At 67.9% G+C, this 24,231-nt stretch carries 20 protein-coding genes; 13 read left to right on the plus strand and 7 right to left on the minus strand.

Translation table 11 applies throughout. The annotated features are described in order from the left end of the window. Positions 1-65: 65 nt before the first annotated feature. Positions 66-974, minus strand: a complete 909-nt coding sequence (gluQRS, locus tag GGD82_RS13850; RefSeq protein ID WP_150062858.1) for a tRNA glutamyl-Q(34) synthetase GluQRS — start codon at positions 972-974, stop codon at positions 66-68. A 230-nt stretch (positions 975-1,204) separates the two neighbouring features. On the opposite strand from gluQRS, the gene GGD82_RS13855 reads away from it, so the two are divergent. From GGD82_RS13855 to proX (GGD82_RS13880), 6 genes are all read left to right on the plus strand, one after another. Further along, positions 1,205-1,768, plus strand: a complete 564-nt coding sequence (locus GGD82_RS13855) for an HNH endonuclease (RefSeq protein ID WP_150062826.1) — start codon at positions 1,205-1,207, stop codon at positions 1,766-1,768. Between the two features lie 15 nt (positions 1,769-1,783). Further along, positions 1,784-2,638 carry a carbohydrate kinase family protein gene (locus GGD82_RS13860; RefSeq protein ID WP_150062827.1) on the plus strand — a complete coding sequence of 285 codons (855 nt, stop codon included), beginning with the start codon at positions 1,784-1,786 and terminating at the stop codon, positions 2,636-2,638. Between the two features lie 425 nt (positions 2,639-3,063). Beyond that, a complete protein-coding gene (proV, locus tag GGD82_RS13865; RefSeq protein WP_150062828.1) occupies positions 3,064-4,269 on the plus strand; it encodes a glycine betaine/L-proline ABC transporter ATP-binding protein ProV in 1,206 nt (401 codons plus the stop codon). Then, entirely contained in the window at positions 4,262-5,395 is a 1,134-nt protein-coding gene (gene proW, locus GGD82_RS13870; RefSeq protein ID WP_150062829.1) for a glycine betaine/L-proline ABC transporter permease ProW, read from the plus strand. Before proV ends, proW begins: the two co-directional genes overlap by 8 nt. Before the next feature lie 171 nt (positions 5,396-5,566). Further along, complete coding sequence (gene proX, locus GGD82_RS13875; RefSeq protein ID WP_150062830.1) at positions 5,567-6,589, plus strand: glycine betaine/L-proline ABC transporter substrate-binding protein ProX; 1,023 nt, start codon at positions 5,567-5,569, stop codon at positions 6,587-6,589. Between the two features lie 193 nt (positions 6,590-6,782). Beyond that, positions 6,783-7,814: a glycine betaine/L-proline ABC transporter substrate-binding protein ProX gene (gene proX / locus GGD82_RS13880; protein WP_150062831.1), complete on the plus strand. Its 1,032-nt coding sequence runs from the start codon at positions 6,783-6,785 to the stop codon at positions 7,812-7,814. A 19-nt stretch (positions 7,815-7,833) separates the two neighbouring features. Here proX (GGD82_RS13880) and GGD82_RS13885 read toward each other — a convergent pair whose 3' ends face one another. From GGD82_RS13885 to GGD82_RS13895, 3 genes are all read right to left on the minus strand, one after another. After that, complete coding sequence (locus GGD82_RS13885; protein WP_150062832.1) at positions 7,834-8,415, minus strand: TetR/AcrR family transcriptional regulator; 582 nt, start codon at positions 8,413-8,415, stop codon at positions 7,834-7,836. Between the two features lie 65 nt (positions 8,416-8,480). After that, on the minus strand, positions 8,481-8,771 hold the full coding sequence (locus GGD82_RS13890) for a YiaA/YiaB family inner membrane protein (protein ID WP_150062833.1): 291 nt from the start codon (positions 8,769-8,771) through the stop codon (positions 8,481-8,483). After that, positions 8,768-9,505, minus strand: coding sequence for a PspA/IM30 family protein (locus GGD82_RS13895; RefSeq protein WP_170284327.1), 738 nt, complete (start codon positions 9,503-9,505; stop codon positions 8,768-8,770). Before GGD82_RS13895 ends, GGD82_RS13890 begins: the two co-directional genes overlap by 4 nt. A gap of 122 nt (positions 9,506-9,627) precedes the next feature. Between GGD82_RS13895 and GGD82_RS13900 the strand changes: the two genes are divergently transcribed. After that, complete coding sequence (locus GGD82_RS13900; RefSeq protein ID WP_150062835.1) at positions 9,628-13,041, plus strand: acyl-[ACP]--phospholipid O-acyltransferase; 3,414 nt, start codon at positions 9,628-9,630, stop codon at positions 13,039-13,041. Between the two features lie 49 nt (positions 13,042-13,090). On the opposite strand, the gene GGD82_RS13905 is transcribed toward GGD82_RS13900, so the two are convergent. Both GGD82_RS13905 and GGD82_RS13910 read right to left on the minus strand, forming a co-directional pair. Next, positions 13,091-14,449, minus strand: coding sequence for an aspartate aminotransferase family protein (locus GGD82_RS13905; protein WP_150062836.1), 1,359 nt, complete (start codon positions 14,447-14,449; stop codon positions 13,091-13,093). Then, positions 14,446-15,435, minus strand: a complete 990-nt coding sequence (locus GGD82_RS13910; RefSeq protein ID WP_150062837.1) for a MurR/RpiR family transcriptional regulator — start codon at positions 15,433-15,435, stop codon at positions 14,446-14,448. The genes GGD82_RS13905 and GGD82_RS13910 overlap by 4 nt, the downstream gene beginning before the upstream one ends. 252 nt (positions 15,436-15,687) lie before the next feature. On the opposite strand from GGD82_RS13910, the gene GGD82_RS13915 reads away from it, so the two are divergent. Further along, entirely contained in the window at positions 15,688-16,827 is a 1,140-nt protein-coding gene (locus GGD82_RS13915) for a hypothetical protein (protein WP_150062838.1), read from the plus strand. A gap of 47 nt (positions 16,828-16,874) precedes the next feature. Then, positions 16,875-17,741 (plus strand): rhodanese-like domain-containing protein, encoded by an 867-nt coding sequence (locus GGD82_RS13920; RefSeq protein WP_150062839.1) that lies wholly within the window; start codon positions 16,875-16,877, stop codon positions 17,739-17,741. 61 nt (positions 17,742-17,802) lie between these two features. On the opposite strand, the gene rlmN is transcribed toward GGD82_RS13920, so the two are convergent. Beyond that, complete coding sequence (gene rlmN, locus GGD82_RS13925) at positions 17,803-18,951, minus strand: dual-specificity RNA methyltransferase RlmN (protein ID WP_150062840.1); 1,149 nt, start codon at positions 18,949-18,951, stop codon at positions 17,803-17,805. 305 nt (positions 18,952-19,256) lie between these two features. Here rlmN and GGD82_RS13930 point away from each other — a divergent pair, with 305 nt between their 5' ends. From GGD82_RS13930 to GGD82_RS13945, 4 genes are all read left to right on the plus strand, one after another. Then, entirely contained in the window at positions 19,257-20,072 is an 816-nt protein-coding gene (locus GGD82_RS13930; RefSeq protein WP_150062841.1) for an OmpA family protein, read from the plus strand. Positions 20,073-20,369: 297 nt separating this feature from the next. Then, positions 20,370-22,268 (plus strand): ABC transporter permease, encoded by a 1,899-nt coding sequence (locus GGD82_RS13935; protein WP_150062842.1) that lies wholly within the window; start codon positions 20,370-20,372, stop codon positions 22,266-22,268. After that, complete coding sequence (locus GGD82_RS13940) at positions 22,265-23,032, plus strand: ABC transporter ATP-binding protein (protein ID WP_150062843.1); 768 nt, start codon at positions 22,265-22,267, stop codon at positions 23,030-23,032. Before GGD82_RS13935 ends, GGD82_RS13940 begins: the two co-directional genes overlap by 4 nt. Then, positions 23,029-23,742: an ABC transporter ATP-binding protein gene (locus GGD82_RS13945; RefSeq protein ID WP_150062844.1), complete on the plus strand. Its 714-nt coding sequence runs from the start codon at positions 23,029-23,031 to the stop codon at positions 23,740-23,742. The genes GGD82_RS13940 and GGD82_RS13945 overlap by 4 nt, the downstream gene beginning before the upstream one ends. Positions 23,743-24,231 lie beyond the last annotated feature (489 nt).

A 24,231-nucleotide genomic window follows, 5' to 3' on the forward strand; every position in this document is an offset into this window, starting at 1 on the left:
GAGTTCCCCCCGGCGTTTTCGGGATTTGCCGACTGATGCGCGAGCCGGAGAGACGACCAGGGCGGTCATGCATCCGGAACACCGGCCATGGCCCGCACGTCGGCGGGGGGGACTCCGGCCTCCCGCAGGGTGCGCACAGCCCGCGCGTTGTCGCGCTTGGCGAGCCGGCGACCGGCCGCGTCGGTCAGCAGGCCGTGGTGGTGGTACTCCGGCACCGGCAGGTCGAGCAGGGCCTGCAACAGGCGATGCACATGGGTTGCCTCGAACAGGTCTTGGCCCCGGGTCACCAGCGTCACGCCCTGCGCGGCATCGTCGAGCGTGACCGCAAGGTGGTAGCTGGTGGGAATATCCTTACGGGCCAGGACCACGTCGCCGAACAGGGATGGGCGCGCACACTGGGACCCGGCCCCGGCGTCGTGCCACGTCAGCGCGGGGCTGCCCCCGGCGTCCGCGTGGGCCTCGGCCCGGGCCATATCCAGGCGCAGGGCGTGCGGCTCTCCGGCGGCGAGGCGGTCGGCCCGCTCCGCCGGATCGAGCGCGCGGCAGGTTCCGGGATAGAGGGGGCCGTCCGGCCCGTGCGGCGCCGACGGGCTGGCGGCGATCTCGGCCTGAATGTCCTTGCGCGTGCAAAAGCACGGGTACAGCAGGCCCAGGGCGCGCAGATGATCCAGCGCCACGGCGTGTTCGGCAAGGTGGTCTGACTGGCGGCGGACCGGCTCCTCCCAGGTCAGGCCGAGCCACGCCAGATCCTCGCGCAGGCCGGCGTCGTATTCGGGCCGGCAACGCCCGGTGTCGATATCCTCGATCCGCAGCAGGAAGCGCCCTCCCGGAACCGCCGTCGCCTGCCGCGCCGCGAACAGGGCGGAATGGGCGTGGCCCAGATGCAACCAGCCTGTGGGGCTGGGCGCGAACCGGGTGACACGACCGCGTGGCGGGGGCGCGGAACGGGACGACGCGGCTCTCGGGTCGAACATGGAACAAACCGTCATGAAAACGTGATGGTCTTTTTGGCGCGAGTGGGGTAAAGCTACCACATCTAGTCCGTATAGGCGTGTCCGCGACCGCCCATGCTCCCGAGGGGTCTTGCCCCGAGGGGACGTCCGGCCCGACCGGCCGGAGGACGACGCGGCGATCCGCGAGGTTCCTTTCCTCCCGGGTACCCCGGGACCCTCGACACGCCGTGACGTCCGGAGGACCGCGTGACGTGGAGACGGTGCCCCCCCATGCCCCCGCCTTGGTCCTGAACGCGGACTATCGTCCGCTCAGTTACTTCCCCCTGTCGCTGGTTCCGTGGCAGGACGCGATCAAGGCGGTGTTTCTAGACCGGGTCAACGTGGTCTGCGAATACGACCGCGTCATCCACTCGCCCAGCCTCGAACTCCGCTTGCCCAGCGTGATCTCGCTGAAAGAGTTCGTGAAGACGGCGCGAACCCCGGCCTTCACCCGCTTTAATGTGTTCCTGCGCGACCGCTTCACATGCCAGTACTGCGGCCGGCGGTTCCCCACCCATGACCTGACATTCGATCATGTGGTGCCGCGCTCCTGGGGCGGGCGCACAACCTGGAGCAACGTCGTCACCGCGTGCAGCGCCTGCAACCTGCGCAAGGCCAACCGGACGCCGCGCGCCGCCTCCATGCCGCTCAAGACCCCGCCGCAGGCCCCCACGCATCAGGCCCTGCAAAACACCGGGCGGGCCTTCCCGCCCAACTATCTGCACGAAAGCTGGCGCGACTACCTGTACTGGGACACCGAACTCGATCCCTGGTAGGGCGAGGGCCGGACCATGGCGCGGTTTTGGGTCATCGGCAACCTCAACGCCGACGAGGTGGTGCATGTGGACGCGCCGCCACGGCCGGGCGGTCATCTGACCGGACGGGCCGCCGGGTTGCGACTCGGCGGCGGCGGCGCCAACATGGCCGTCGCGTTGGTGCGGGCCGGGCATGCGGTGCGGCTGTTCGCGAGCGTCGGCGACGACGCGGCGGGCGCGCGTTTGGTGTCGGAATGCCAGGACCACGGGGTGGACGTGCGCGGGGTTCACCAACTGGCCGGCCGGACCACCAGCCAGCCGCTCATTCTGATCGACCCAAGCGGAGAGCGGACGCTGATCGCGCGCCGGACCCTGACCGCCGCCGATCTGGTCGTACCGACGGATGAGGGCACGGCCGAGGGTCTGGTAGTCAAGACCTTTCACCCCGGACTGGCGCCAATGATGGCGGTGATCGCGTCCCGCGGCCTCGTTGTTGCCCACGCCCCGCCGCCGACGATGGTCGCGTGGCCCGCCACGGTCTGGGTGACCTCTGAGCGGGAGATCACCGCCGTCGTGCCGGACGCGCCCTGGGCCTCGGCCCGGGAGCGGGCCGGGCCGGCCCTGCGCTGGGTGGTCGTCACGCGCGGGGCCTCCGGCGCCGAGGCCTTCGGACCGGACGGTGTCACCCTCAACGTCCCAGCGGTACCGCCCGGGCGCGTCGTGGACACCACCGGCGCCGGGGACGTGTTCGCGGCTGGCCTGCTGCACGGGCTGCTGCCGAGCGGTGGCGCCGACATTGCCCACGGATTGAGCATCGCCACCCGGTGGGCAACGCGCACGATCCAGACCGAGGGCTCCATCCCGCCCCGCGATCTGTGCGCCGATGGATAACTACCTGCCGGGGCCGGTCGAGCATTTGACCGGTATTGCGCGGATCCCGCTCCGGGCACCGCCGGCTCGCCGTCAGGAAATAAATAGGCATCCCTTGTTTTTCGGAGGAACATCGGTGCCCCTTAAAAGGCACCCTGAAGAGCTCAGACAATGACGGCTTAATACAAATTCTTATTGCGATTAAAGGATTCTGATTTAATTGTATTTTTCACTCTTTTTTGACACGGGGTTAAGCCGGTTGACTTTGTGGATATCCCCGGCTACGGTTTGGGCATCAACGGGAATGTCTCAGCAATATTTCATGGTCGCTCCCATGATCGTCTGCGTACCCTAAACACGTAGACGCACTAAGGCGCCGTGTCTGGCTCGGCACGGTGCGGGGGCCTTCGAAGGGACCGCGGCCATACGAGCGAAGGGCAGAACATTTGAACGCAACGGAAAAACTGGTCGTCCGCAACCTGTTCAAGGTGTTCGGGGACGATCCGGGGGACGCCATGGCCCTGTATCGTCAGGGTCTGGACAAGGCGGCCATCTTCGAACGGACGGGCATGACGCTCGGCGTCGTGGATGCCAGCTTCACGGTACGCGAGGGCGAGATCTTCGTGATCATGGGCTTGTCGGGGTCCGGCAAGTCCACGCTGGTGCGCATGCTGAACCGCCTCATCGATCCAACGGCGGGTGAAATCATCGCCGATGGAACCGACATCGCGAAGATGTCGAAGCGGGAACTCCTGGAGTTCCGGCGCAAGCACATCAGCATGGTGTTCCAGTCCTTCGCCTTGATGCCGCACCTGACGGTGTTGCAGAACACGGCGTTCGGCCTGGAGCTGTCCCAGACGCCCAAGGCCGAACGCGAGGCGCGCGCCCTGACCGCGTTGGAGCAGGTCGGGCTGGGGGCGCATGCACAAAGCTATCCCAACGAACTGTCCGGCGGCATGCAGCAGCGCGTCGGCCTCGCCCGCGCACTGGCCAACGATCCGTCGATCATGCTGATGGACGAGGCGTTCAGCGCCCTCGACCCGCTGATCCGCAGCGAAATGCAGGACGAACTGGTCGCGCTTCAGGAAGAGCAGAAACGCACCATCGTCTTCATCTCGCACGACCTCGACGAAGCCATGCGCATCGGCGACCGCATCGCCATCATGGAGGGCGGGCGCGTCGTTCAGGTGGGCACGCCGGACGAAATCCTGAACAACCCGGCCGACGACTACGTGAAGTCGTTCTTCCGGGGTGTGAACGTCAGCAACGTGCTCAGCGCCGGCGACGTGGCCGTCAAGCAGGACGTCACCGTGGTGGAGCGCGACGGCAACGTGCGCTCCGCCTTGCAGCGCATCGGGCGGGCCGGGCGCGACTTCGCCTACATCGTGGACAAGCGCCAGAACTTCCACGGTGTGGTGTCCGTGGCGTCGCTGGAGGCCGAGGCCAAGGCCGCTCACCCCGAGTTGCACAACGCCATCCTGCCCGACATCGACCCGATCAAGGCCGACACCAACATCGGCGACATCATCGGAGTGGTCGCCCAGGCGCCCTGCGGACTGCCGGTCGTCGACGAAAACGGCCGCTACAAGGGTGTGATCTCACGCGCTCTGCTTCTGGAAGCGCTGAACCGGGAGGGTGCGGAGAATGGCTAGGCAGACATCTGACATCGTGGTCGCGCAGGACAGCGGAAGCACCGATCCCTGGGCCTCTGGTGGTGCCAGCGGAAGCGCGGCGCCCGACGGCGGCGGCTCCGCCGATCCGTGGGGCGGCCGCGCAGGCGCCACGCCCGACGGCGGCGGTGCCGACTGGCTCAGTCAGGCCCCGGCGCCTCCGGCCGACCCCGGCTTCGACATCTTCCATCCGTTCCAGCATTCGGTGATCCCGCTGGAAGGCTGGGTGGAGCACTTCCTCGACTACGTGGTCGCGCAGTACCGGTTCATCTTCCAGGGGATCCGCTGGCCGGTCGACGGCGTGCTGTCGGGGGTGGAACATAGCCTGACCTCGGTCCCGGCACCGATCATGCTGCTCTTCATCGCCCTGCTGGCCTGGCAGGCGGCGGGCTGGCGCCTGGGCGTCGGTGCGCTGCTCTCGCTGACCTTCGTCGGCCTGATCGGCGCCTGGGACGAGACCATGGTCACCCTGTCCCTGGTCCTAACCTCGGTCCTGTTCTGTATCATCATCGGCCTGCCGATGGGCGTTCTGCTGGCGGGCAGCAACACCGCCGCGCGGATCATACGCCCCATCCTGGACGCCATGCAGACCACGCCGGCCTTCGTCTATCTGGTGCCGATCGTGATGCTGTTCGGCATCGGCAACGTGCCGGGCGTGGTGGTGACCATCATCTTCGCCCTGCCGCCGGTCATCCGCCTGACCAATCTGGGCATCCGACAGGTTCCGGGCGATCTGGTCGAGGCGGCGCGAAGTTTCGGCGCCTCCGGGCCGCAGTTGCTGTTCAAGGTGCAGCTTCCCCTGGCGATGCCGACCATCATGGCCGGCGTCAACCAGACCCTCATGCTGGCGCTGTCCATGGTGGTCATCGCCTCCATGATCGCCGTGGGCGGCCTGGGCCAGATGGTGCTGCGCGGTATCGGTCGCCTCGACATGGGGTTGGCCACGGTCGGCGGTATTGGCATCGTGCTGTTGGCCATTATCATCGACCGCATGACCCAGGCGCTGGGCATCTCCAAGCGCGACCGGGGTAACGTGGCTTGGTACGACACCGGTCCGGTCGGCCTCGTTCGCCGGCTGACGGCCGGGCGCGCCCAGACCGCGAAATAAGGAGGAACGCTGGACGGGGGCGGCGTTCGTCGCCCCCGTCCACACCGTATACGCTCCGGAAGCCGGGGAACGGCACCAGCCCCCGGAGCGCGACGGACCCGGACCCCGATCGCCGCCCCGGCGGCGTGGCCCGCGGTTCGGACGCCTCTCACACAACAGGAGACTGATCGCATGACCCATCTTCGCTCCCGCGTGAGCCTGCGCGGCGTCGCCGTCGCCGCCGGCCTGACCACCGCTCTGATGGCGGGATCGGCCATGGCCCAGTCCATGCCCGGCGAAGGCGTCACCGTGGTGCCGCTGAAGTCCTCCATCGCCGAGGAAACCTTCCAGACCATGCTGGTCATGAAAGCGCTTGAAGACCTCGGCTACGACGTCGAGGACATCAAGGAACTGGAATACGCAGCCGCCTATGTGGCTGTGGGCAACGGGGACGGCACGTTCCTGGCGGACGGCTGGTTCCCGCTGCATGTCGACTTCTACGAAGCGGCCGGCGGCGACGAGAAGCTGTACCGGGAAGGCGTGTACGCCCCGGGCGCTTTGCAGGGCTACCTGATCGACAAGAAGACGGCCGAAGAGCACGACATCACCAACATCGCCCAGCTTAAGGATCCGGAGATCGCCGCGCTGTTCGACAACAACGGCGACGGCAAGGCCGACCTGACCGGCTGCACCCCGGGCTGGGGCTGCGAGAAGGTGATCGAGCATCACCTGGACGCCTACGGCCTGCGCGACACCGTCACGCACAACCAGGGCTCCTACTCGGCCATCATCGCCGACACCATCACCCGCTACCAGCAGGGTGAGCCCATCCTGTACTACACCTGGACCCCGTACTGGGTCTCCGGCGTGCTGGTGCCGGGCAAGGACGTGGTGTGGCTGCAGGTGCCGTTCTCGTCGCTGCCGGGCGCCCGTGGGGATGTCGACACCTCGCTGCCGAACGGCGCCAACTACGGCTTCCAGGCCAACGACCAGCGCATCGTCGCCAACAAGGACTTCGCCGAGGCCAACCCGGCCGCCGCGAAGCTGTTCGAGATCATGCAGATTTCGAGCAACGACATCAGCGCGCAGAACCTGAAGATGCGCGATGGCGAGGACAGCGAGGCCGATATCGCGCGTCACGTCGAGGGCTGGATCTCCGGTCACCAGAAGACGTGGGACGGCTGGCTTGAAGAGGCGCGCGCCGCCGCCGAGTAAGCCCCTGTCCCGGATCCGCTCCACCGCCGGACGGCGCCATGCCGCCGGCGGATCGGACTCGATGCCCTCGCGCGGGGCTGCTATCCCGGACGGCCGGGATGGCGGCCCCGCCGGGGGATTTTTGTAGGCGCCGGGCGGAGCCTCGCACCAGTCCCCTTCCGGCCGGCCGCCCCCGCTCACGGGAGAACCGCCCATGATTGCCTTACCCGCGCGCGCAGCGCGGCACCTCGCGCTTATCATCCCCCTGGCCGCCGCCCTGGGTCTCGCCTGCGCCGCACCGGGGGCCCTCGCCGCCGACACCCAGCCCGGTGCGGGCGTCGAGGTCGTGCCCTTGAAAAGCTCCATCGCCGAGGAAACCTTCCAGACCCTGCTGGTCATGAAGGCCCTGGAAGCGCTGGGCTACGACGTCAAGCCCATCCAGGAGGTCGAATACGCCGCCGCCTTCATCGCCCTGGCCCACGGGGACGGCACCTTCATGGCCGACAACTGGGACCCGCAGCAGGCGGAATACTACGCGGCCGCCGGCGGCGATGCGGCGCTGTACCGCAAGGGCGTGTACGTCCCGCTCGGTCTTCAGGGCTACCTGATGGACAAGAAAACCGCCGACGCCCACGGCATCACCAGCCTCGACCAGCTCAAGGACCCGGACCTCGCGGCGCTGTTCGACCATACCGGCGACGGCAAGGCCGACCTGACCGGCTGCAATCCCGGCTGGTACTGCAAAAGCATCATCGAGCACCACATCGACACCTACGGCCTGCGCGACACCGTAAGCCAGAACAGCGGCGCCTACGCGGCGGTCATTGCGGACACCATCACGCGCTACAAGGCCGGCGAGCCGGTGCTGTACTACGGCTGGACGCCCTACTGGACGGCGGGTGTGCTGGTGCCGGGCAAGGACGTGATCTGGCTGACCGTGCCGTTCTCCGCCATGCCGGACGACCCGGACGCCGACACCGCGCAGGCCAACGGCGCCGACTACGGCTTTATGGCCAACGATCAGCGCATCGTCGCCAACCGCGCCTGGGCCGAGGCGAATCCCGCCGCCGCCACGCTGTTCGGGATCATGCGGATTTCAAGCAACGATGTCAGCGCACAGAACCGGCTGATGCGCCAGGGCGAGGACAGCGAGACCGATATCATGCGCCACGCCGACGCCTGGATCGCCGCCCACCAGGAGACCTGGGACGGCTGGCTGACCGAAGCGCGCGCCGCCGCCGAATAGCCCGCGCCCGTGGGCGCGGTTACGGCGCGTCCACGGGCCCGACCACCCGCCATACCGCCTCGGCCAACTCGTCGGCGTAGTCGTCGAGCGGCTCCGGCAGGCGACCATACAGGATTTGCAGCGCGGTCTGCATGACCACGCCGAGGCCCATGCCGATCACCAGTTCGACAGGGCGGACCGGGATGACACCCGCCTGCATCGCGGCCTCGACGACGTCCCGGATCAGCGCCACAGGATCGTCCTGCGGGTCGAAGGTCAGGTCGCCCAGCATCTCGTGCTGAAAGCGCAGGTGATAGGAAAAGCCCAGCCAGTCCTCCGCCGCCAGCCGACAATACGCCCGCACCAGCGCCAGGACGGTCTCCTTGAACGGCGTGTCCACGGCGACCGCGCCACGCAACCCCGTCGCCAGACGCACCATCTCGTCGTGCAGCAGTTCGCGGGCCAGCTCTTCCTTCGACGGGAAATGCCGGTAGATGTTGCCCTCCGACATGTCGCAGGCCGCCGCGATCTGGCGGGTCGTCGTTTCACTGATTCCCTGATGGACAAACAGCTCCAGCGCCCCGCGCTTCAGGCGGTGTCGGGTGCGTTCGACTTTGCGCATGCGGGCGTCCTAAATGAAAACCGGAAAGGGCGGCAGGGTAGCGCCGCCCTCCCGTGCCGTCCAGATCAGGCGGCGTCCGCATACTTGTCGATCAGTTCGCGGGTTTTCGCGACCTCAAGGCGGTGATGCCAGGTCCGGGCCTCGTGCTGATCGCGCAGCACCTTCGACAGGGTGAAGCAATTCCCGGCCAAGAACAGCACCCCCATGAGCAGGAACCCCTGCACCCAGAAATCCACCTGCAAGCTGAGGACGCCACCCAGAACAGCCGCCAGCGAGATAGCGAACGACGTGATGGAGTGGATGATCCAGGCCTTCGACGGCTCCATGATCGCGGTCACATGCTCGGTCTGGTTCATGACGACTCTCCTTCCGGCTGGGTCTGAGGCTGAGTTTGGGGTTGGGTCTGGTTCGGGGTGTGGCGAAGCCGCCGGAGCACCGCCGCCTCGCGGGCGGTCCGGTTGGGGATGATGCCGCGGGTCTCAAGGCGCTGGTCCAGGTCGCGCCCGGAGGCTTCGGCGTCGATCTGTTCGAGCGCCGACAGCCGGTCCGATTCCTCCTGTTGAAGCATCCGGATTCGCGCCAGGCTCTCCTCGGCAGCGGTCAGAGACTGCGAGACGGCCTGCGACGCCCGTGCGCCCGCGCGCTGCGCGCTGTGGACGACATGGATGTCCCGGGCCTCCATATGGTCCTGGCGCAAGCGGACCAGCCGCCCCTCGATTTTGCGCACCGCGTCTTGAAGGCGACGAACGCGCTCCTCCTGGGCGGCCAGCGCGTCCCGTTGCCGCCTCAGGGAGTCCTCCAGATCGACGATGCGCCCGGCCAGGTCATTGGCCAGCGCCTCGTCCCCCCGGTCGAGCGCCTGCCGCGCCTGTTGGGTGCGCGTGGACAGGTCGTCTTCCAGGCGCTGCACCACCCGGCGGAGTCCCATGGCGTGCGCCATCAGCGTGGCCAGATCGCCGCGAAACCGGGCCTGCATGGCCGTGGCCTCGCGGATTTCCTGCTCCAGGATCAGCAGGCCGTTCGCATCCACCGCCGATTGCTCGGCACGGGCGACGAGTCCACGGATCGCGGTCCTCAGTTTGTTTCTCATGTCGGTGTCCTCGGTTGCTCCGGCGAAAACTGAGCGATCGCTCACTTTCATGTTGACTTTGGCGCCGCCGCGCCGCAGGGTCAAGCGGAAAGTGAGTGGTCGCTCATTTCATGGAGGACGCGATGACACGGACCCCCCTCATCGGCTCACGCCGGTTCCTCCCGCTGCTCGTCACGCAGAGCCTCGGGGCCTTCAACGACAACCTGTTCAAGAACGCCCTGGTGGTGCTGGTGCTCTACCAGCTCGCCGCCACGCCGCAGGCCGGCCCGATGCTGGTCACCGCCGCGATGGGTCTGTTCATCCTGCCGTGGTTGCTGTTTTCCGGTGTCGCCGGAGCCGTGGCCGACAAGGTCGAGAAGCCAGGTCTGACCCGGTGGCTCAAGGGCGCCGAGATCGCCATCATGGGCCTGGGCGCCGCCGGCTTCCTGCTCGGCAACGTGCCCATGCTGATGGTCACGCTATTCCTGATGGGAACGCAGTCCGCGCTGCTGGGCCCCGTGAAGTTCGCGCTGTTGCCCGAACTGCTGCGGCGGGACGAGCTGCTGGCCGGCAACGCCTACATCGAAGCGGCGGCCTATCTGGCGATCCTCGGCGGCACCATCGCCGGGGGCCTGCTGGTCGTCGCCCCGGGCGGCCCCCTCATCGTCTCGGGGACGGCGCTGATGCTGGCAACCGTCGGGTTGGTCACCAGCTTGTTCATTCCGCGCGGCGTCGCCAAGCAGCCCGGGCTCGTAGTGCCGCGCAACCCCCTCGCCGCCTCCTGGCGGACCGTCGCCGCCGCGATCACGGACCGCGAGGTGTTCCGGGCCCTGATGGCCATCGCCTGGTTCCACCTTCTGGGTGCGACCTTCCTGGCGCAGTTTCCGGCCTATGCGAAGAGCGTGTTCCACGGCGATGCCGAGGTGGTCACACTGTTCCTGACCGTCTTTTCCATCGGCGTGGCCCTGGGTGCCGCGCTGTGCAAGCCCTTGCTGCGCGGCGCCATCTCCGCCCGGCTAGCGCCGCTCGCCCTGATCGGCGCCGGTGTGGCCGCCTTTGATCTGGTCGCGGCGTCCTACGCGGTCGTGCCGCCCACGGAGTCCGGCCTGATCGGCGCCGCCGCGTTCCTGGCCTCGCCCGCGAACTGGCGGATCCTGGTCGATCTGCTGGTGCTGTCCACGTCCGGCGGCCTGCTGATCGTGCCGCTCTACGCCCTGATCCAGGACCGCACGCCGGACGACGAGCGCGCCCGTGGCATTGCCGCCAGCAACATCCTGAACGCCTTGTTCATTGTGCTCTCGACGGCGGGCGCCGCCGGCCTTCTGGCCCTGGGCCTGACCCCGATCGACCTGTTCCTGATCGCCGCCGTCCTGAACGTGGGCGCCATCATCCTGGCCATCCGGGCGTGGCCGGAGACCATCCTGCGCGGGCTGTTCAAGACCGTGTTCAAACTCGCCTTCCGCGTCCGCGTCCAGGGCCTGGAACACTTGGAGGCCGCCCCGAAGAACGCCGTGGTGGTGGCCAATCACCTGTCCTACCTGGACGGCCCGATCCTCGCAGCCTGGCTGCCCGGTGCGCCGATGTTCGCCGTCCACAAGCAGGTGGCGGGCAAATGGTGGGCGCGCCCGTTCATGGCCCTGATCCGCCGCGCCGAGATCGAGCCCGGCAACCCCTACGCCCTCAAGGCCTTCATCCGCGCGGCCAAGGCCGGCGAACGCTGCGTGATCTTCCCGGAAGGGCGTCTGTCGGTCACCGGCGGGCTGATGAAGGTGTACGACGGGCCGGCGGTGGTGGCCGACACGGTGGACGTGCCGATCGTGCCCGTCCGCATCGACGGCACGCAGTACTCGCGGTTTTCCAAGCTGGGCGACAAGCTGCGCCAGCGCTGGTTCCCCCGGGTCACGGTCACCATCCTGCCCGCGCGCCGGCTGAGCTGCCCCGAGGACCTCACTGGTGCGAACCGCCGCCACGCCCTGGGACAGGCCCTGTACGACACCATGAGTGCGCTTGTGTTCGAAACCGCGCCCACCCCGACCACCCTGCCGGAGGCGCTGCGGCGGGCGGCCCGCCGGTCGGACCACCGCACCACCGTCGTCGAGGATGCGACCGGGACCACGCTGAGCTATGGCCGCCTGCGGACGGCGGCGGTCGCCATGAGCACGGAACTGGCCCGCGCGACAGAGCCGGAGGAGACCGTCGGCGTCCTGCTGCCCACCATGGCCGCCACGCTGGTCTCGGTGTTCGGGCTGCTGGAGGCGGGCCGGGTTCCGGCCATGCTGAACTTCTCGGCGGGCCTGGGGCCGGTCACGCAGGCCTGCACCGCCGCCGGGGTGCGCCGCATCGTCACCAGCCGGGCCTTCGTTGAACAGGCCAACCTGTCGACGTTGATCGAGGGGCTCCCGGCCCACACGACCGTCCTCTATCTGGAGGACATCAAAGCGCGCATCGGGTGGAGCGCGAAGCTGCGCGCGGCAGCACGGGCGCGCTTTGGGCGGCCGGTCCACACCGACCCGAACCGTCCGGCCGTGGTGCTGTTCACGTCCGGATCCGAGGGCACTCCCAAGGGCGTCGTGCTGAGCCATGCCAACCTGCTGGCCAACTGCCGCCAGTTGCAGGCTCGGATCGCCTTCTCACCGGCCGATAAAGTGTTCAACCCGCTGCCCATGTTCCATGCGTTCGGGCTGACGGGCGGTGTCCTGCTGCCGCTGCTGCACGGCGTACCGGTCTTCCTGTACCCCTCGCCGCTGCACTACCGGGCCATCCCGGAGCTGGTCTACAACAGCCGGGCCACGGTGCTGTTCGGCACCGACACCTTCCTGGCCGGCTACGGCAAGGCCGCCGATGCGTACGATCTGAGCTCCGTCCGCCTGGTGTTCGCCGGAGCAGAGCGGGTCAAACCGACCACCCGGACGCTGTATGCCGAGAAGTTCGGGCTGCGCCTTCTGGAAGGCTACGGCGCCACCGAGTGCGGCCCGGTGATCGCCGTCAACACTCCCATGCACCACAAGCCGGGCACGGTCGGCCGCCTATTGCCCGGGCTCGACGCCCGGCTGGAGCCGGTGGACGGCGTCGAGAGCGGCGCCCGCCTGCGGGTACGGGGTCCCAACGTGATGCTCGGCTACCTGCGGGTGGAACGGCCGGGTCATCTGGAAGCCCCGACCGACGGCTGGTACGACACCGGCGACATCGTGGACCGGGACGCGAACGGCTTCCTGACGCTTGTGGACCGGGCCAAGCGGTTCGCCAAGGTGGCCGGGGAAATGGTCTCGCTGGGTGCCGTCGAGCAGGTGGCGACCGCCCGCTGGCCGGACGCCCAGCACGCCGCCATCGCCCTGCCCTGCCCCCGCAAGGGCGAGCGGATCCTGCTCGCGACCACGAGCGCCGACGTCAATTCGGCGGGCCTGCGGGAAGACGTGCGGGCGCAGGGTCGGTCAGAGCTGTCCGTGCCCAGCCGCATCGTTGTGCTGGACGCCCTGCCCCTGCTGCCGAGCGGCAAGGCGGACTATCGGGCGCTGACCCGCATGCTGGATCCGGACGATCTGGACGCGGCAGCCTAACCCCGGGGCGGCCTTCCGAAGGGGCGGCGGGCGTGGTCGCCCCCCGCCCCTACCCCGTCGCTCCCTCAAGGGCGGCGTCGAGCGCCCCGGCCAGCCGGTCCACGATCTCCGGAATATGCTCGGGGCCCAGGATGAACGGCGGCGCCAGCATGATGTGGTCGCCCTGCCGGCCGTCGATGGTGCCGCCCATCGGGTAGCACATCAGGCCGCGCGCCATCGCCTCCCCCTTCACCCGCGCGTGCAACCGGACGGCCGGATCGAACGGGGCCTTGGTGGCGCGGTCCGCGACCAGCTCCAGGCCCAGGATCAGGCCACGCCCCCGGATATCGCCGACATGGGGATGATCGCCGAATGCGGCCTCCAGCGCGGCGCGCAGGGCCGCGCCCTGGGTCCGCACATTCGCCAGCAGGTCGTCGGCCTCGATCCGCCGCTGCACGGCGAGCGCCCCGGCGCAGGCCGTCACATGGCCGAGGTACGTATGCCCGTGCTGGAAAAAGCCGCTGCCGGTCACGATGGTGTCGTAGATGCGATCGCTGCACAGCATGGCACCGATGGGCTGGTAGCCGGCCCCGAGCCCCTTGGCGATCATCAGGATGTCGGGCGACACCCCGTCCTCGGCGCAGGCGAACAGATGGCCCGTCCGGCCCATGCCGCACATCACCTCGTCGAGGATCAGCAAGACCCCATGCCGGTCGCAGATCTCGCGGATGCGCCGCAGGTACCCGGGCACCGCCGGCACGGCGCCGCCCGTCGCGCCCACCACCGGCTCGGCGATGAAGGCGGCCACGGTCTCGGGGCCGAGCGTCCGGATTGTAGCGTCCAGGTCGTCGGCCACGCGCTGTCCATACGCCTCTTCGGTCTCGTCGTCCCGCCGGTCGCGGTAGGGGTAGCACGGCGCGATATGGGTCGCGGGCATCAGCATGGGCTCGAACGGCGCCCGGCGCCACTGGTTGCCGCCCACCGCCAGCGCGCCCAACGTGTTGCCGTGATAGCTTTGCCGACGCGCAATGATGCGATGCCGGGTCGGCTCTCCGGCTTCGAGGAAGTACTGGCGCGCCAGCTTCAGGGCGGCCTCGGCCGCTTCCGATCCGCCGGAGACCAGATATACGCGGCTCAAACGGTTGTCCGGGATCCGCGCCGCGGCGCGCGTGATCAGGTGATCCGCGAGATCCTCGGCGGGCCGGGTGGTGAAAAAGGCCGAGTGCGCGTACGCCAGATCGTCCACCTGGGCGCGGATGGCGGCGCGCACCATCGCGTCGCTGTGCCCCAGGCAGGACACCGCCGCCCCGCCGCAGGCATCCAGATAGCGGCGCCCGTCGGCGTCGATCAGCCAAGGGCCGTCACCGGACACCGCCACCGGGTACGCAGCCCCCGGCTGGCGATGAAAAATACGCGAAGACGAGGTCATGGGGTTCTCCGCCGCCTCTTGGGTTCCGTCCAGTACGCGCCGATGGCATCCAGGTCGCGTTCCATGCGGTCAATGGCGTTCAAGGCATCCTCTCCGCCCGCGGCCACGATCAAGGCCAGCAGCGCCTGGACCTGGGCCAGCGCCGGGACCAGGGACTGAAAATAGCTCGGCGACGCCGTATCGATGACGATGGTCTGGGTGGCCTCGGCCGCCAGAGGGGACACGAGGCTGTCCGTGAGCGCGACCACCCGCGCCCCCTTCGCCACCGCAAAGGCCGTCGCCTGCACCGTGCCTTCAGTGTAGGGCCGAAAGCTGATGGACAGGACCACGTCCTCGGGGCCGATCCGGGCCAACCGGTCGAACAGCGTGCCATCGGCGGCGTCGACGAGCACACTGTTATCATAAACCAGACTGTAGGCGTAGTGGAACAGATGTGCCAGGGCGTGGCAGGAGCGCAGCCCCAGGACGTATACCGTGCGGGCGGCCCGGATCCGGTCGCACGCCCGGTACAGGGCGCGCGCGTTGGCCGGATGCAGGCCCTCGCGCTGCGCGGCGACGTCCGCGCTGAGCATATCTTCCAGCAGGGCCGCGTGGGCGGCATCCCCAACGGCCCCCGCCTGGCGGGCCTGAAGCGTGCGGGCCCGCGCCAGATAGGCGCCCTCGCCGCCGCGCAGCCAGGCGCGGTACGGTTCACGCAAGGCTTCGTAGCCGTCGAAATCAAGCGCGCGCGCCAGCCGCACCATCGTGGAGGGCTTGACCCCCGCGTGATCGGCCAGCCGACGCATGGAGGTCAGGGCCACATCCTCCGGATGCGCCAGGATGTAGCGCGCCGCCTGCCGCAACTGTGGGCTGAGCCCCGCGTGCGCCCGCTGCACCCGGGCGGCAATATCCGCGAGCGGTCCCGTGTCGGGCATGCCCGCCGCGGTCGGGGCCTGCGCCAACGCCCCGGCGTTGGCCTCATCCTCGGGCTTGGTGTGTTCGGTCATGGTGGCGCGCTGCTCCTCGACTCGAGCGTTACTGGTTCACGGCCCGGGACAAAAGTCTAGCGGTGCCCTCAATGGACCGCCATGACAATTGTTCAGAAAAAGGCTGATCTTAGATCATGTGTTTCATGAGCAGCGTTCAGGCTGCGGCGCGGATCGGGGGTCCCGATCGCGCCCCTCGGCGGCGTGTCGAGGGTGACGCGGGACCGCTTTGTGTTATAGTGAATCTAAAGTGCATGGATTGGGAGGGCCGCCGTGACACACCCTCGCTCCGCCCCCGTCGGACCCCGCCGCACCGCCCGCATGAAAGGCGCCGCGCTCGGCGCCTCCTCCGCCCTGATGGCCGCCCTGATGGCCGCCCTAACGGCCACCGGCCCCGCCGTTGCCCAGGACCGGACCGCCCTGCATGTGCGCCCGGTGCCGGTGATGGACACCCAGGGCTTCGGCCGGCCGCTGGTGGCCTATACCGTGATGGTGCCGGTTCAGTGGCAGGAGCAAGGCGGCGTCCAATGGGACCCGGCCAACGCCTGCAACCGCTCCGGCTATAACTTCTCCTGGAAGGCCGGGTTGCCGGACGACAGCGCGGGCGTTGCGATCCTGCCCACGATCACCTGGACCAGCCAACCCGGCGGCCCCTGTCCGCAACTTCAGATCGGCTCGGCGCGGGACCTGCTGACGCAGTACGTCGGCCGCCTGATCCCGAACGCGCGGGTTCTCGACTTCCGCCCGCGCCCGGACCTGATCCGAGACCTCCAGGCCCTCGTGTACCGGGAAAACGCCTCCGGCCTGTCGTACGAGACCACCGTGGATGCGGGCGAGCTCCTCATCGCCTTCACGGACGAGCGGGGCCGGGACATGCGGGCCTCCATTGCCGCGACGGCGATGCTTTGGCGCATCACGCTGGCCGGCATGAGCGGGATGCCGGGCATGACCGTCAGCGGAGGCAGCTCCATGCCCGGCTTCGTGGCGGCGGCCCAGGCCGGGCAACTGGATCTGCGCATGGCGGAGATGATCCGTAAATCCATCCGCCCCGGCCCGGAATGGTCGCGGGAGATCGCCCGGCATCATGCCGTGCTCAATCGTCAGAACGCGCAGCATTCCAGCCGCATGGCGGAGATCACCAGCCAGACCAACCGCGAGATCAGCGAGATCATCAGCCAGGGCTACAGCGACCGCGAGGCCATCCGGGACCGCGGCCATCGCGAGCAGATCGAGGCGATCCGCGGGGTCGAAACCTACGTCGATCCCCTGAACGGGGGGACCGTCCAGCTCGACAACAGTTATGGCCATGCGTGGCAACTCAGTGACGGAACCTATGTTCTGACCGACGATGCGGCTTTCGATCCGCGCCGGGCGCTGGGGATCGACGGGCGCCCGCTTCACGCCGCCCGCTGACAGGACGGGCAGACGCACCACGGGTTCATACGGGAGGGGAGGGCGGTATGACGGAACCACTGCGCATTCTGTGGGCATCGGTCCTGGTCCTGACGGCATCCGGTGCAATCCATGCCAGTGTCGCACAGGACAGTTTCGGGCAGGCCCAGTCACCGAGCTATGGCCAGCAAACACCCGGGTATGGCCAGCAACAGCCGGGCTATGGGCAACAACAGCCCGGATACGGACAGCAACAACCCGGGTACGGCCAGCAACAACCCGGATACGGACAGCAACAGCCCGGTTACGGCCAGTCACCGCCGGTCGACGGCGGGGGCGGCGCGGGACAGGGCATGGATCCCCAGGTGGTCCAGGTCCTCCAGCAACTGGCGCAGTACGAGACCCAGAACCTGGGCGTGCCCCCGACGCAGAGCCTGCACACCGGCCCCATGCACGGGCCGACGCCAAGCAGCATCCCCGGGGGGCAGGTCATCACCACGCTCGGTCTGGTGCAGTTGGTCCAGGGCCAGCAGGTGCCCTATCTGCTGTTCGACGTCCTGGGCGCCAACGAAACCCTGCCGGGCGCGATTCCGGCGGTCCCGGCCAGCCAGCCGGGCCAGTTCGGCGATGGCGTCTCACAGCAGATGGACCGCTTCCTGCGGCAGGCCACCCGGGGCAACATCCAGACACCGCTTATCTTCTATTGCGCATCGCGCGAGTGCTGGATGTCGTACAATGCGGCCCTGCGCGCGATCAACCTCGGCTACAGCAATGTGCTCTGGTACCGGGGCGGCCTGGAGGCCTGGAAACAGGCCGGCGGCCCGACCGTCCCGCCCGGTGGCAGCTACAGTGGATCGCAGCCGCCACCCGGCGGCGGGTATAGCGGCCAACCGGGTGGCTACGGCGGCCAGCAGGGAAGTGGAGGCTTCCAATAAAGCATCCCCCACGGATAAGCGGCCATGGAAACGGCCGCTCCCCTGCCGGGGCCGGGCGCCGTCAGAGCGTACCGGTGCCGATCGCCCGCCCGTGCTCGGCCTCGGCGGCGGCGCGCTCCTCCGCGGTCATGGTCGCCAGCCGCGCCCGATAGCCTTGCAGGCGTTCGCGCTCCGACTCGCTCTTGAGCTGTCCACAGGCGGCCAGGATGTCGCGCCCGCGCGGCATGCGGATCGGCGCCGTCAACCCGGCGTTGGCAAGGATATCGGCGAACCGTTCGATCTGGCGCATCGGCGTGCATTCATAAGGCGCGCCGGGCCAGGGGTTGAAGGGAATCAGGTTGAATTTGCACGGCAGACCCTGCACCAACCGGATCAACGCCCGGGCATCCGCGTCCGAATCATTGACACCTTTCAGCATCACGTATTCCAGCGTGATGCGCCGCGCGTTCGACACCCCCGGGTAGGCCCGCAAGGCGGCCATAAGTTGGTCGAGCGGGTATTTCCGGTTGATTGGCATGATCTCGGAGCGCACCTCGTCGGTCGCCGCATGCAGACTGACCGCAAGGTTGATCCCCATCTCGCGGCCGCACCGCTCGATCATCGGCACCACCCCCGACGTGGACAGCGTAATGCGCCGACGCGACAGGGCGAGTCCCTCGCCGTCCGACAGGATGGATACGGCCTTCGCGACGTTGTCGACGTTGAACAGCGGCTCGCCCATGCCCATCAGGACGACATTGGACAGCCGTCGAGTCTCGTCAGTAGGCGTCGGCCACTCGCCGTAACTGTCGCGTGCGACCATGAACTGGCCGACCACCTCGGCCGGGTCGAGGTTGCGAACCAGCATTTGCGTCCCGGTGTGGCAAAAACGGCACGTCAGGGTGCACCCAACCTGCGAGGAGACACAGACCGCGCCCCGGCCGTCTTCTGGAATATGAACGGCTTCCGCCTCCTTGCCGTCCGCGAACCGCAGCAGCCACTTTCGCGTGCCATCCTGCGCCGTCTGCTCTCGGCTGACGGTGGGGCGACCAAGGGTGTGTTCGGCCGCCAGACGGCCCCTCAAATCCTTGGAAAGGGTCGACATCTGGTCGAAGTCGGTGGCCCCTCGGAAATAGATCCAATGCCAGACCTGTCTGGCACGGAAGGGTTTCTCTCCCATATGAGAGAGGACGGTCGTCAGCTCGGACCGCGTAAGACCGATCAAGTTCATGGGATATCGCCTTTCCAGGACCGGTCAACACGGGGGTCGTGCCGGGGAGCCGCCATTCCACGGCCCCATCTGATCCGGTTCCGATTTCATGTACCAATACGGTGTGAATTTCGCTATACCGGGTGTCTCAGATGCCGCATGATCGGGGGTGTGCGGCAATATGGTCACGGCGCGGCGCAACGCGGTGCTCCCCCCGGGTCGCCCGTTGACGCTGCGAGCGAGTATATGTTTGTCATTTTATGGAGAGCGGTCGCAACCTACCAAATGCGGCTGCCCATCTGATCAGGTGATGGAGGAGTGCCTAAATGTTCAAGAAGGTGATCGTCGCAGTTGCTGCGGCCGGCCTCCTGTCCGCTTGTGCGAACAAGTGGGACGTGGAAGGCGCCCAGAGCATGGAAAGCATGGGCTCGCCGTTCCAGGCGGCCCTGCAGAGCGAATATGCCGCCCTGGCCGCGCACGAGCGAGGCTATGGCGATTGGCCGGACACCGCTTACTACGTGGCGAAGGCGAAGGCCGCCGCCATGGGTGAGGCCGTGTCTCCGACCTCTCTGGACGAGCGTGACCTGCCGGCCAAGTACGCCGACGAGTTGGCTGCGGCCCGTCAGGACCTCATGACCGTTCTCGGCCAGGGCGCCGCGGACGCGAATCCGCCGGTGGCGGCCCGCGCCCAGGCAATGTTCGATTGCTGGATGGAAGAGGCCGAGGAAGACCGGCAGCCCACCCACATTGCGGAATGCAAGCAGAACTTCACCATTGCCATGAACGAACTCGCTTCGCCGGCCATGCCGGGGACGCCGTTCGTGGTGTACTTCGACCTCGATTCGTCCGCTCTGGACGGCGAGGCTCTGGCGACCCTGAACACCGTGGCCGCCGAATACCAGCAGGTCGTGCCGCCGCGCGTTCTGGTCGTCGGCCACACCGACACCAGCGGCCCGAGCGACTACAACGTCGTGCTGTCCCAGCGTCGTTCCGAGAGCGTGTCGCAGGCCCTCGCCGCCCGCGGTATCGCGTCGGAAGTCATGCAGCTTGAGGCCTACGGCGAAGAGCGGCTGGCGGTTCCGACCGGTGACGGCACCGTCGAGCGGATGAACCGTCGTGTGGAGATCATGTTCCAGAACTAAGCCTTCGGGCCTGGATCTGGAGCCCTCCGCACACGGAGAGCCCTGTTGAAGGCGGCGCGTCGGGTTTTCCCGGCGCGCCGTTTTCATGTCTGGCCCGTGCAGGCGCGCGGCCGAATTAATGCGTCAGCGGACCTTTGCGGTGGATCCCCCGAACGGCAGGCCTTGTCGCCCCTCGGCGGATCCGATACGCCTTATAGGTGGTCTCACATCGACGCAGGACCGGAGCCCGGGCGCGACGGCGCCCCGCCCTCACGATCCCGTCCCTATCCCTGACCCGACCGAGCGGAGGATGCCGCGTTGGATTTTCTGGTCGCGCAATTCCTGAACGGGTTGGCCAGTGCCTCTTCGCTGTTCCTGGTCGCAAGCGGCCTGTCGATCATCTTCGGCGTCACGCGGATCGTGAATTTTGCCCATGGCGCGTTTTACATGCTGGGGGCCTACCTCGCGTACACGCTCGCCACCCACCTGCCCGGGCCGTTCGGGTTCTGGGTGGCGTTGCCGCTCTCGGCGCTGGCGGTGGCGGGCCTGGGCGCCCTGGTGGAGATGACCATCCTGCGCCGCATCTATGCCGCGCCCGAGCTGTTCCAGCTTCTGGCGACCTTCGGCCTCACGCTGATGGTCGAGGACCTGGTGGTCATGATCTGGGGGCCGGAGGACCTGCTGGGGCCGCGCGCCCCCGGCCTGGACGGCGCCATTCCCATTTTCGGGCAGTTGTTCCCGACCTACGACCTGCTGGTCATCGCCATGGGGCCGCTGGTGCTGTTGGGGCTGTGGCTGCTGTTCCGCCGCACCCGGTGGGGCGTGCTGGTCCGCGCCGCGACCGAGGACCGGACCATGGTGGCCGCGCTGGGCGTGAACCAGAAATGGTTGTTCACCTCCGTGTTCACCCTGGGCATCTTCCTGGCCGCGCTGGGCGGCGCCCTGCAGATCCCGCGCGAGGCGGTGCATCACGCGCTCGACCTTCAGGTCATCGTCGAGGCCTTCGTGATCGTCGTGGTGGGCGGCCTGGGCAACGTTCTGGGCGCGTTCCTGGCCGCCGTGATGATCGCGGAGCTGAACGCCTTCGGCATCCTGCTGTTCCCCAAGATCAGCCTCGTGCTGGTGTTCCTGGTCATGGCGGCGGTGCTGGTGGTGCGGCCCTGGGGCCTGCTTGGCCGGCCGGAGGCCCACCCGCGCGCCTCGGTCGGGCAGGCGGTGGAGCCCCTGCGCCGGCTCGGTCCGGCCGGCCTGGCGGCGTCGCTGCTTCTGGCCGGGGCGCTGGCGCTGCTGCCGCTGGTGGCCGGCCCCTACCTGCTGACCGTCGTGACGGAGCTGCTGATCTTCGCCCTGTTCGCGGCCAGCCTGCACCTGATGATGGGCGTGGGCGGCATGGTCAGCTTCGGGCATGCGGCCTACTTCGGGCTCGGAGCCTACGGCGCCGCGCTGCTGGTCCGCTTCATCGGTGCGCCGATGGAACTCGGAATCCTGCTCGGGCCGCTGCTGGCGCTGGCGGGCGGCCTGCTGTTCGGCTGGTTCTGCGTGCGGCTGTCCGGCGTCTATCTGGCGATGCTGACCCTGGCCTTCGCGCAGATCGTCTGGTCGATCATCTTCCAGTGGTACGAGGTGACGGGCGGGGACAACGGCATTCTCGGCATCTGGCCGTCCAAGTGGGCCGCCGATCCGCAGGTGTACTATTATCTCGTCCTCGGGCTGTGCGGGCTGGGGCTGGTGGCGATCCGGCGCGTGATCTTCTCGCCCTTCGGCTACGCGCTGCGGGCCTGCCGGGACAGCGTGCTGCGCGCCGAAGCCATCGGCATCCACCGCCAGCGCGTGCAATGGATGGGCTTCGCCTTGGCGGGCGCGTTCGCCGGGGTCGGCGGCACCCTGTACGCCTATTTGAAGGGCAGCGTGTTCCCCGATGTGATCTCCATCGCCACCTCGGTGGACGGTCTGGTCATGGTGCTGCTGGGCGGGATCCAGACGGTCTCCGGTCCCATCGTGGGCGCGGCGACCTACAAGGCGCTGTCGATCTACATGACCAGCCAGATCGCCTATTGGCAGCTCGTGCTGGGCGGCCTGATCGTGGTGCTGGTGGTCGCCTTCCCCGAGGGCATCGCCGGGTTCTGGCAGCGACAGGTGGGGCCACGGCTGCGCGCGCGTCTGGGCGCGCGAAGAGCCGGGGAGCACACGCCCGAGGACTGGGAGGCGGCGCCATGAGTGCGCTGGTCGTGGAGGCCCTGTGCAAGTCGTTCGGCGGGCTCCGGGCCGTGGACGACGTGTCGTTCTCCCTGGGAGAAACCGAGCTGCTGGCGCTGATCGGCCCGAACGGAGCCGGCAAGAGCACCTGCTTCAACATGCTCAATGGGCAGATCCAGCCCGACGTCGGCTCGATCCGCCTGTACGGCGACGAAATCGTTGGTTGCCCGCCCCGCACGGTCTGGCGCATGGGCGTCGGGCGCACGTTCCAGATCACCGCGACCTTCTCCTCGATGACGGTGATGGAGAACGTGCAGATGGCGTTGCTGTCGCATCACCGACGGCTGCGCGCCCTGCTGCCGTTCGCCGGCGGGCAGTATCGGGACGAGGCCATGGCGCTGCTCGACCGGGTCGGGATGGCGAGCCAGGCCGGGCGAGCTTGCGGCACGCTGGCCTACGGGGACCTGAAGCGCCTCGAACTGGCGATCGCACTGGCCAACGAGCCCCGTGTCCTGCTGATGGACGAGCCGACCGCCGGCATGGCCCCGCGCGAGCGCCTCCAGCTCATGCGACTGACGGCCGACATCGTCCGCGACAAGGGGGTGAGCGTGCTGTTCACCGAACACGATATGGACGTCGTGTTCGGCCACGCCGACCGGATTCTCGTGATGAACCGGGGCCGGCTGGTGGCGGCGGGCTCACCGGCTGAGGTCCGCGCGAACACCGAGGTTCAGGCGATCTACCTGGGGTCGGGCGCGCTCTATGCGCCGGAAGGAGCGGCATGACCGAGGCGGTGCTGGAGGTCCGGGGGCTAAACGCATGGTATGGCCGCGCCCACATCCTCTTCGACGTCGACCTGACGGTGCGGCGCGGCGAAGTTGTCGCGCTGCTCGGCCGCAACGGCGCCGGCAAGACGACCACCTTCGCCAGCCTCATGGGTCTCGTGCCATCGGTAACAGGGTCCGCGACGTTCGACGGCGCCGCGATCCTGGGGCGCCCCACCCACGAGATCGCCGGGCGCGGCCTCGGCTACGTTCCCGAAGACCGGCGGATCTTCACCGACCTGACCGTGGATGAGAACCTGATGGTCGGGGAACGGCCGCCACGCGACGGCGTGCCGCACTGGACGCCTGCGATCCTCTACGATCTGTTCCCGAATCTGGCGGAGCTGCGGCGACGCCCAGGGGGGCACATGTCGGGCGGTGAACAGCAGATGCTGACGATCGCGCGCACGCTGATGGGAAACCCTTCGCTTGTTCTCCTCGACGAACCCTCGGAAGGGTTGGCCCCGCGGATCGTCGAGCAGATGGCCAACGCCCTGAACGCGATGAAACGGGAAGGCGTGACCCTGATCCTTTCGGAACAGAACCTGCACTTCTCCCGTCTCATTTCCGACCGCGCGACCATCATTGAAGGCGGCCGGATCCGGTTCGACGGCACGTTCGCGGAGTTGGATGCGCAGCCGGCCATCAGCGCCACCTACCTGGCCGTTTAAACCACCCGACGACGGACAACGCAGCGGCGCCGAGGCCGGATCGTGGACCGACCCCGGTGCCGCCGACCGGCATACCCCTTTGATTCTGAGGGGGCCGATGCACCAGCCGGCCCGAACAAGACCTACCGAAAGATGTGCGCCCCCGTACTCTGGCGCTCCCATAAAAAGATGCCTGTCGGCACCCAAAAGTAATAAAACCATGAAGTGAAAATATTAATTTTCTTATGAGTGTTATAACGCAGGACAGCGAAGCATTTCATAGACATGCCGTTCCGGGCGTCCAGAATCATACAAACCCCTAGGGTTTATTTGGCCCTTTAATTTGATGAACGCCGCTGATAGCATCTTCTGGTTCGTGCACCTGTTCAATCCAGGCTCAGCATGGGCATGGCGCCATCTCGATCTTATTGGTTGCAGGCGCTGAATTCGAATTGAGTGCGGCTCTTGACCGGGGCGTCACCCGGACCACCGCCGTAGGGCGTCTAGGCC

This window comes from Roseospira marina, assembly GCF_014197855.1.
GTDB classification, from domain to species: domain Bacteria; phylum Pseudomonadota; class Alphaproteobacteria; order Rhodospirillales; family Rhodospirillaceae; genus Rhodospira; species Rhodospira marina.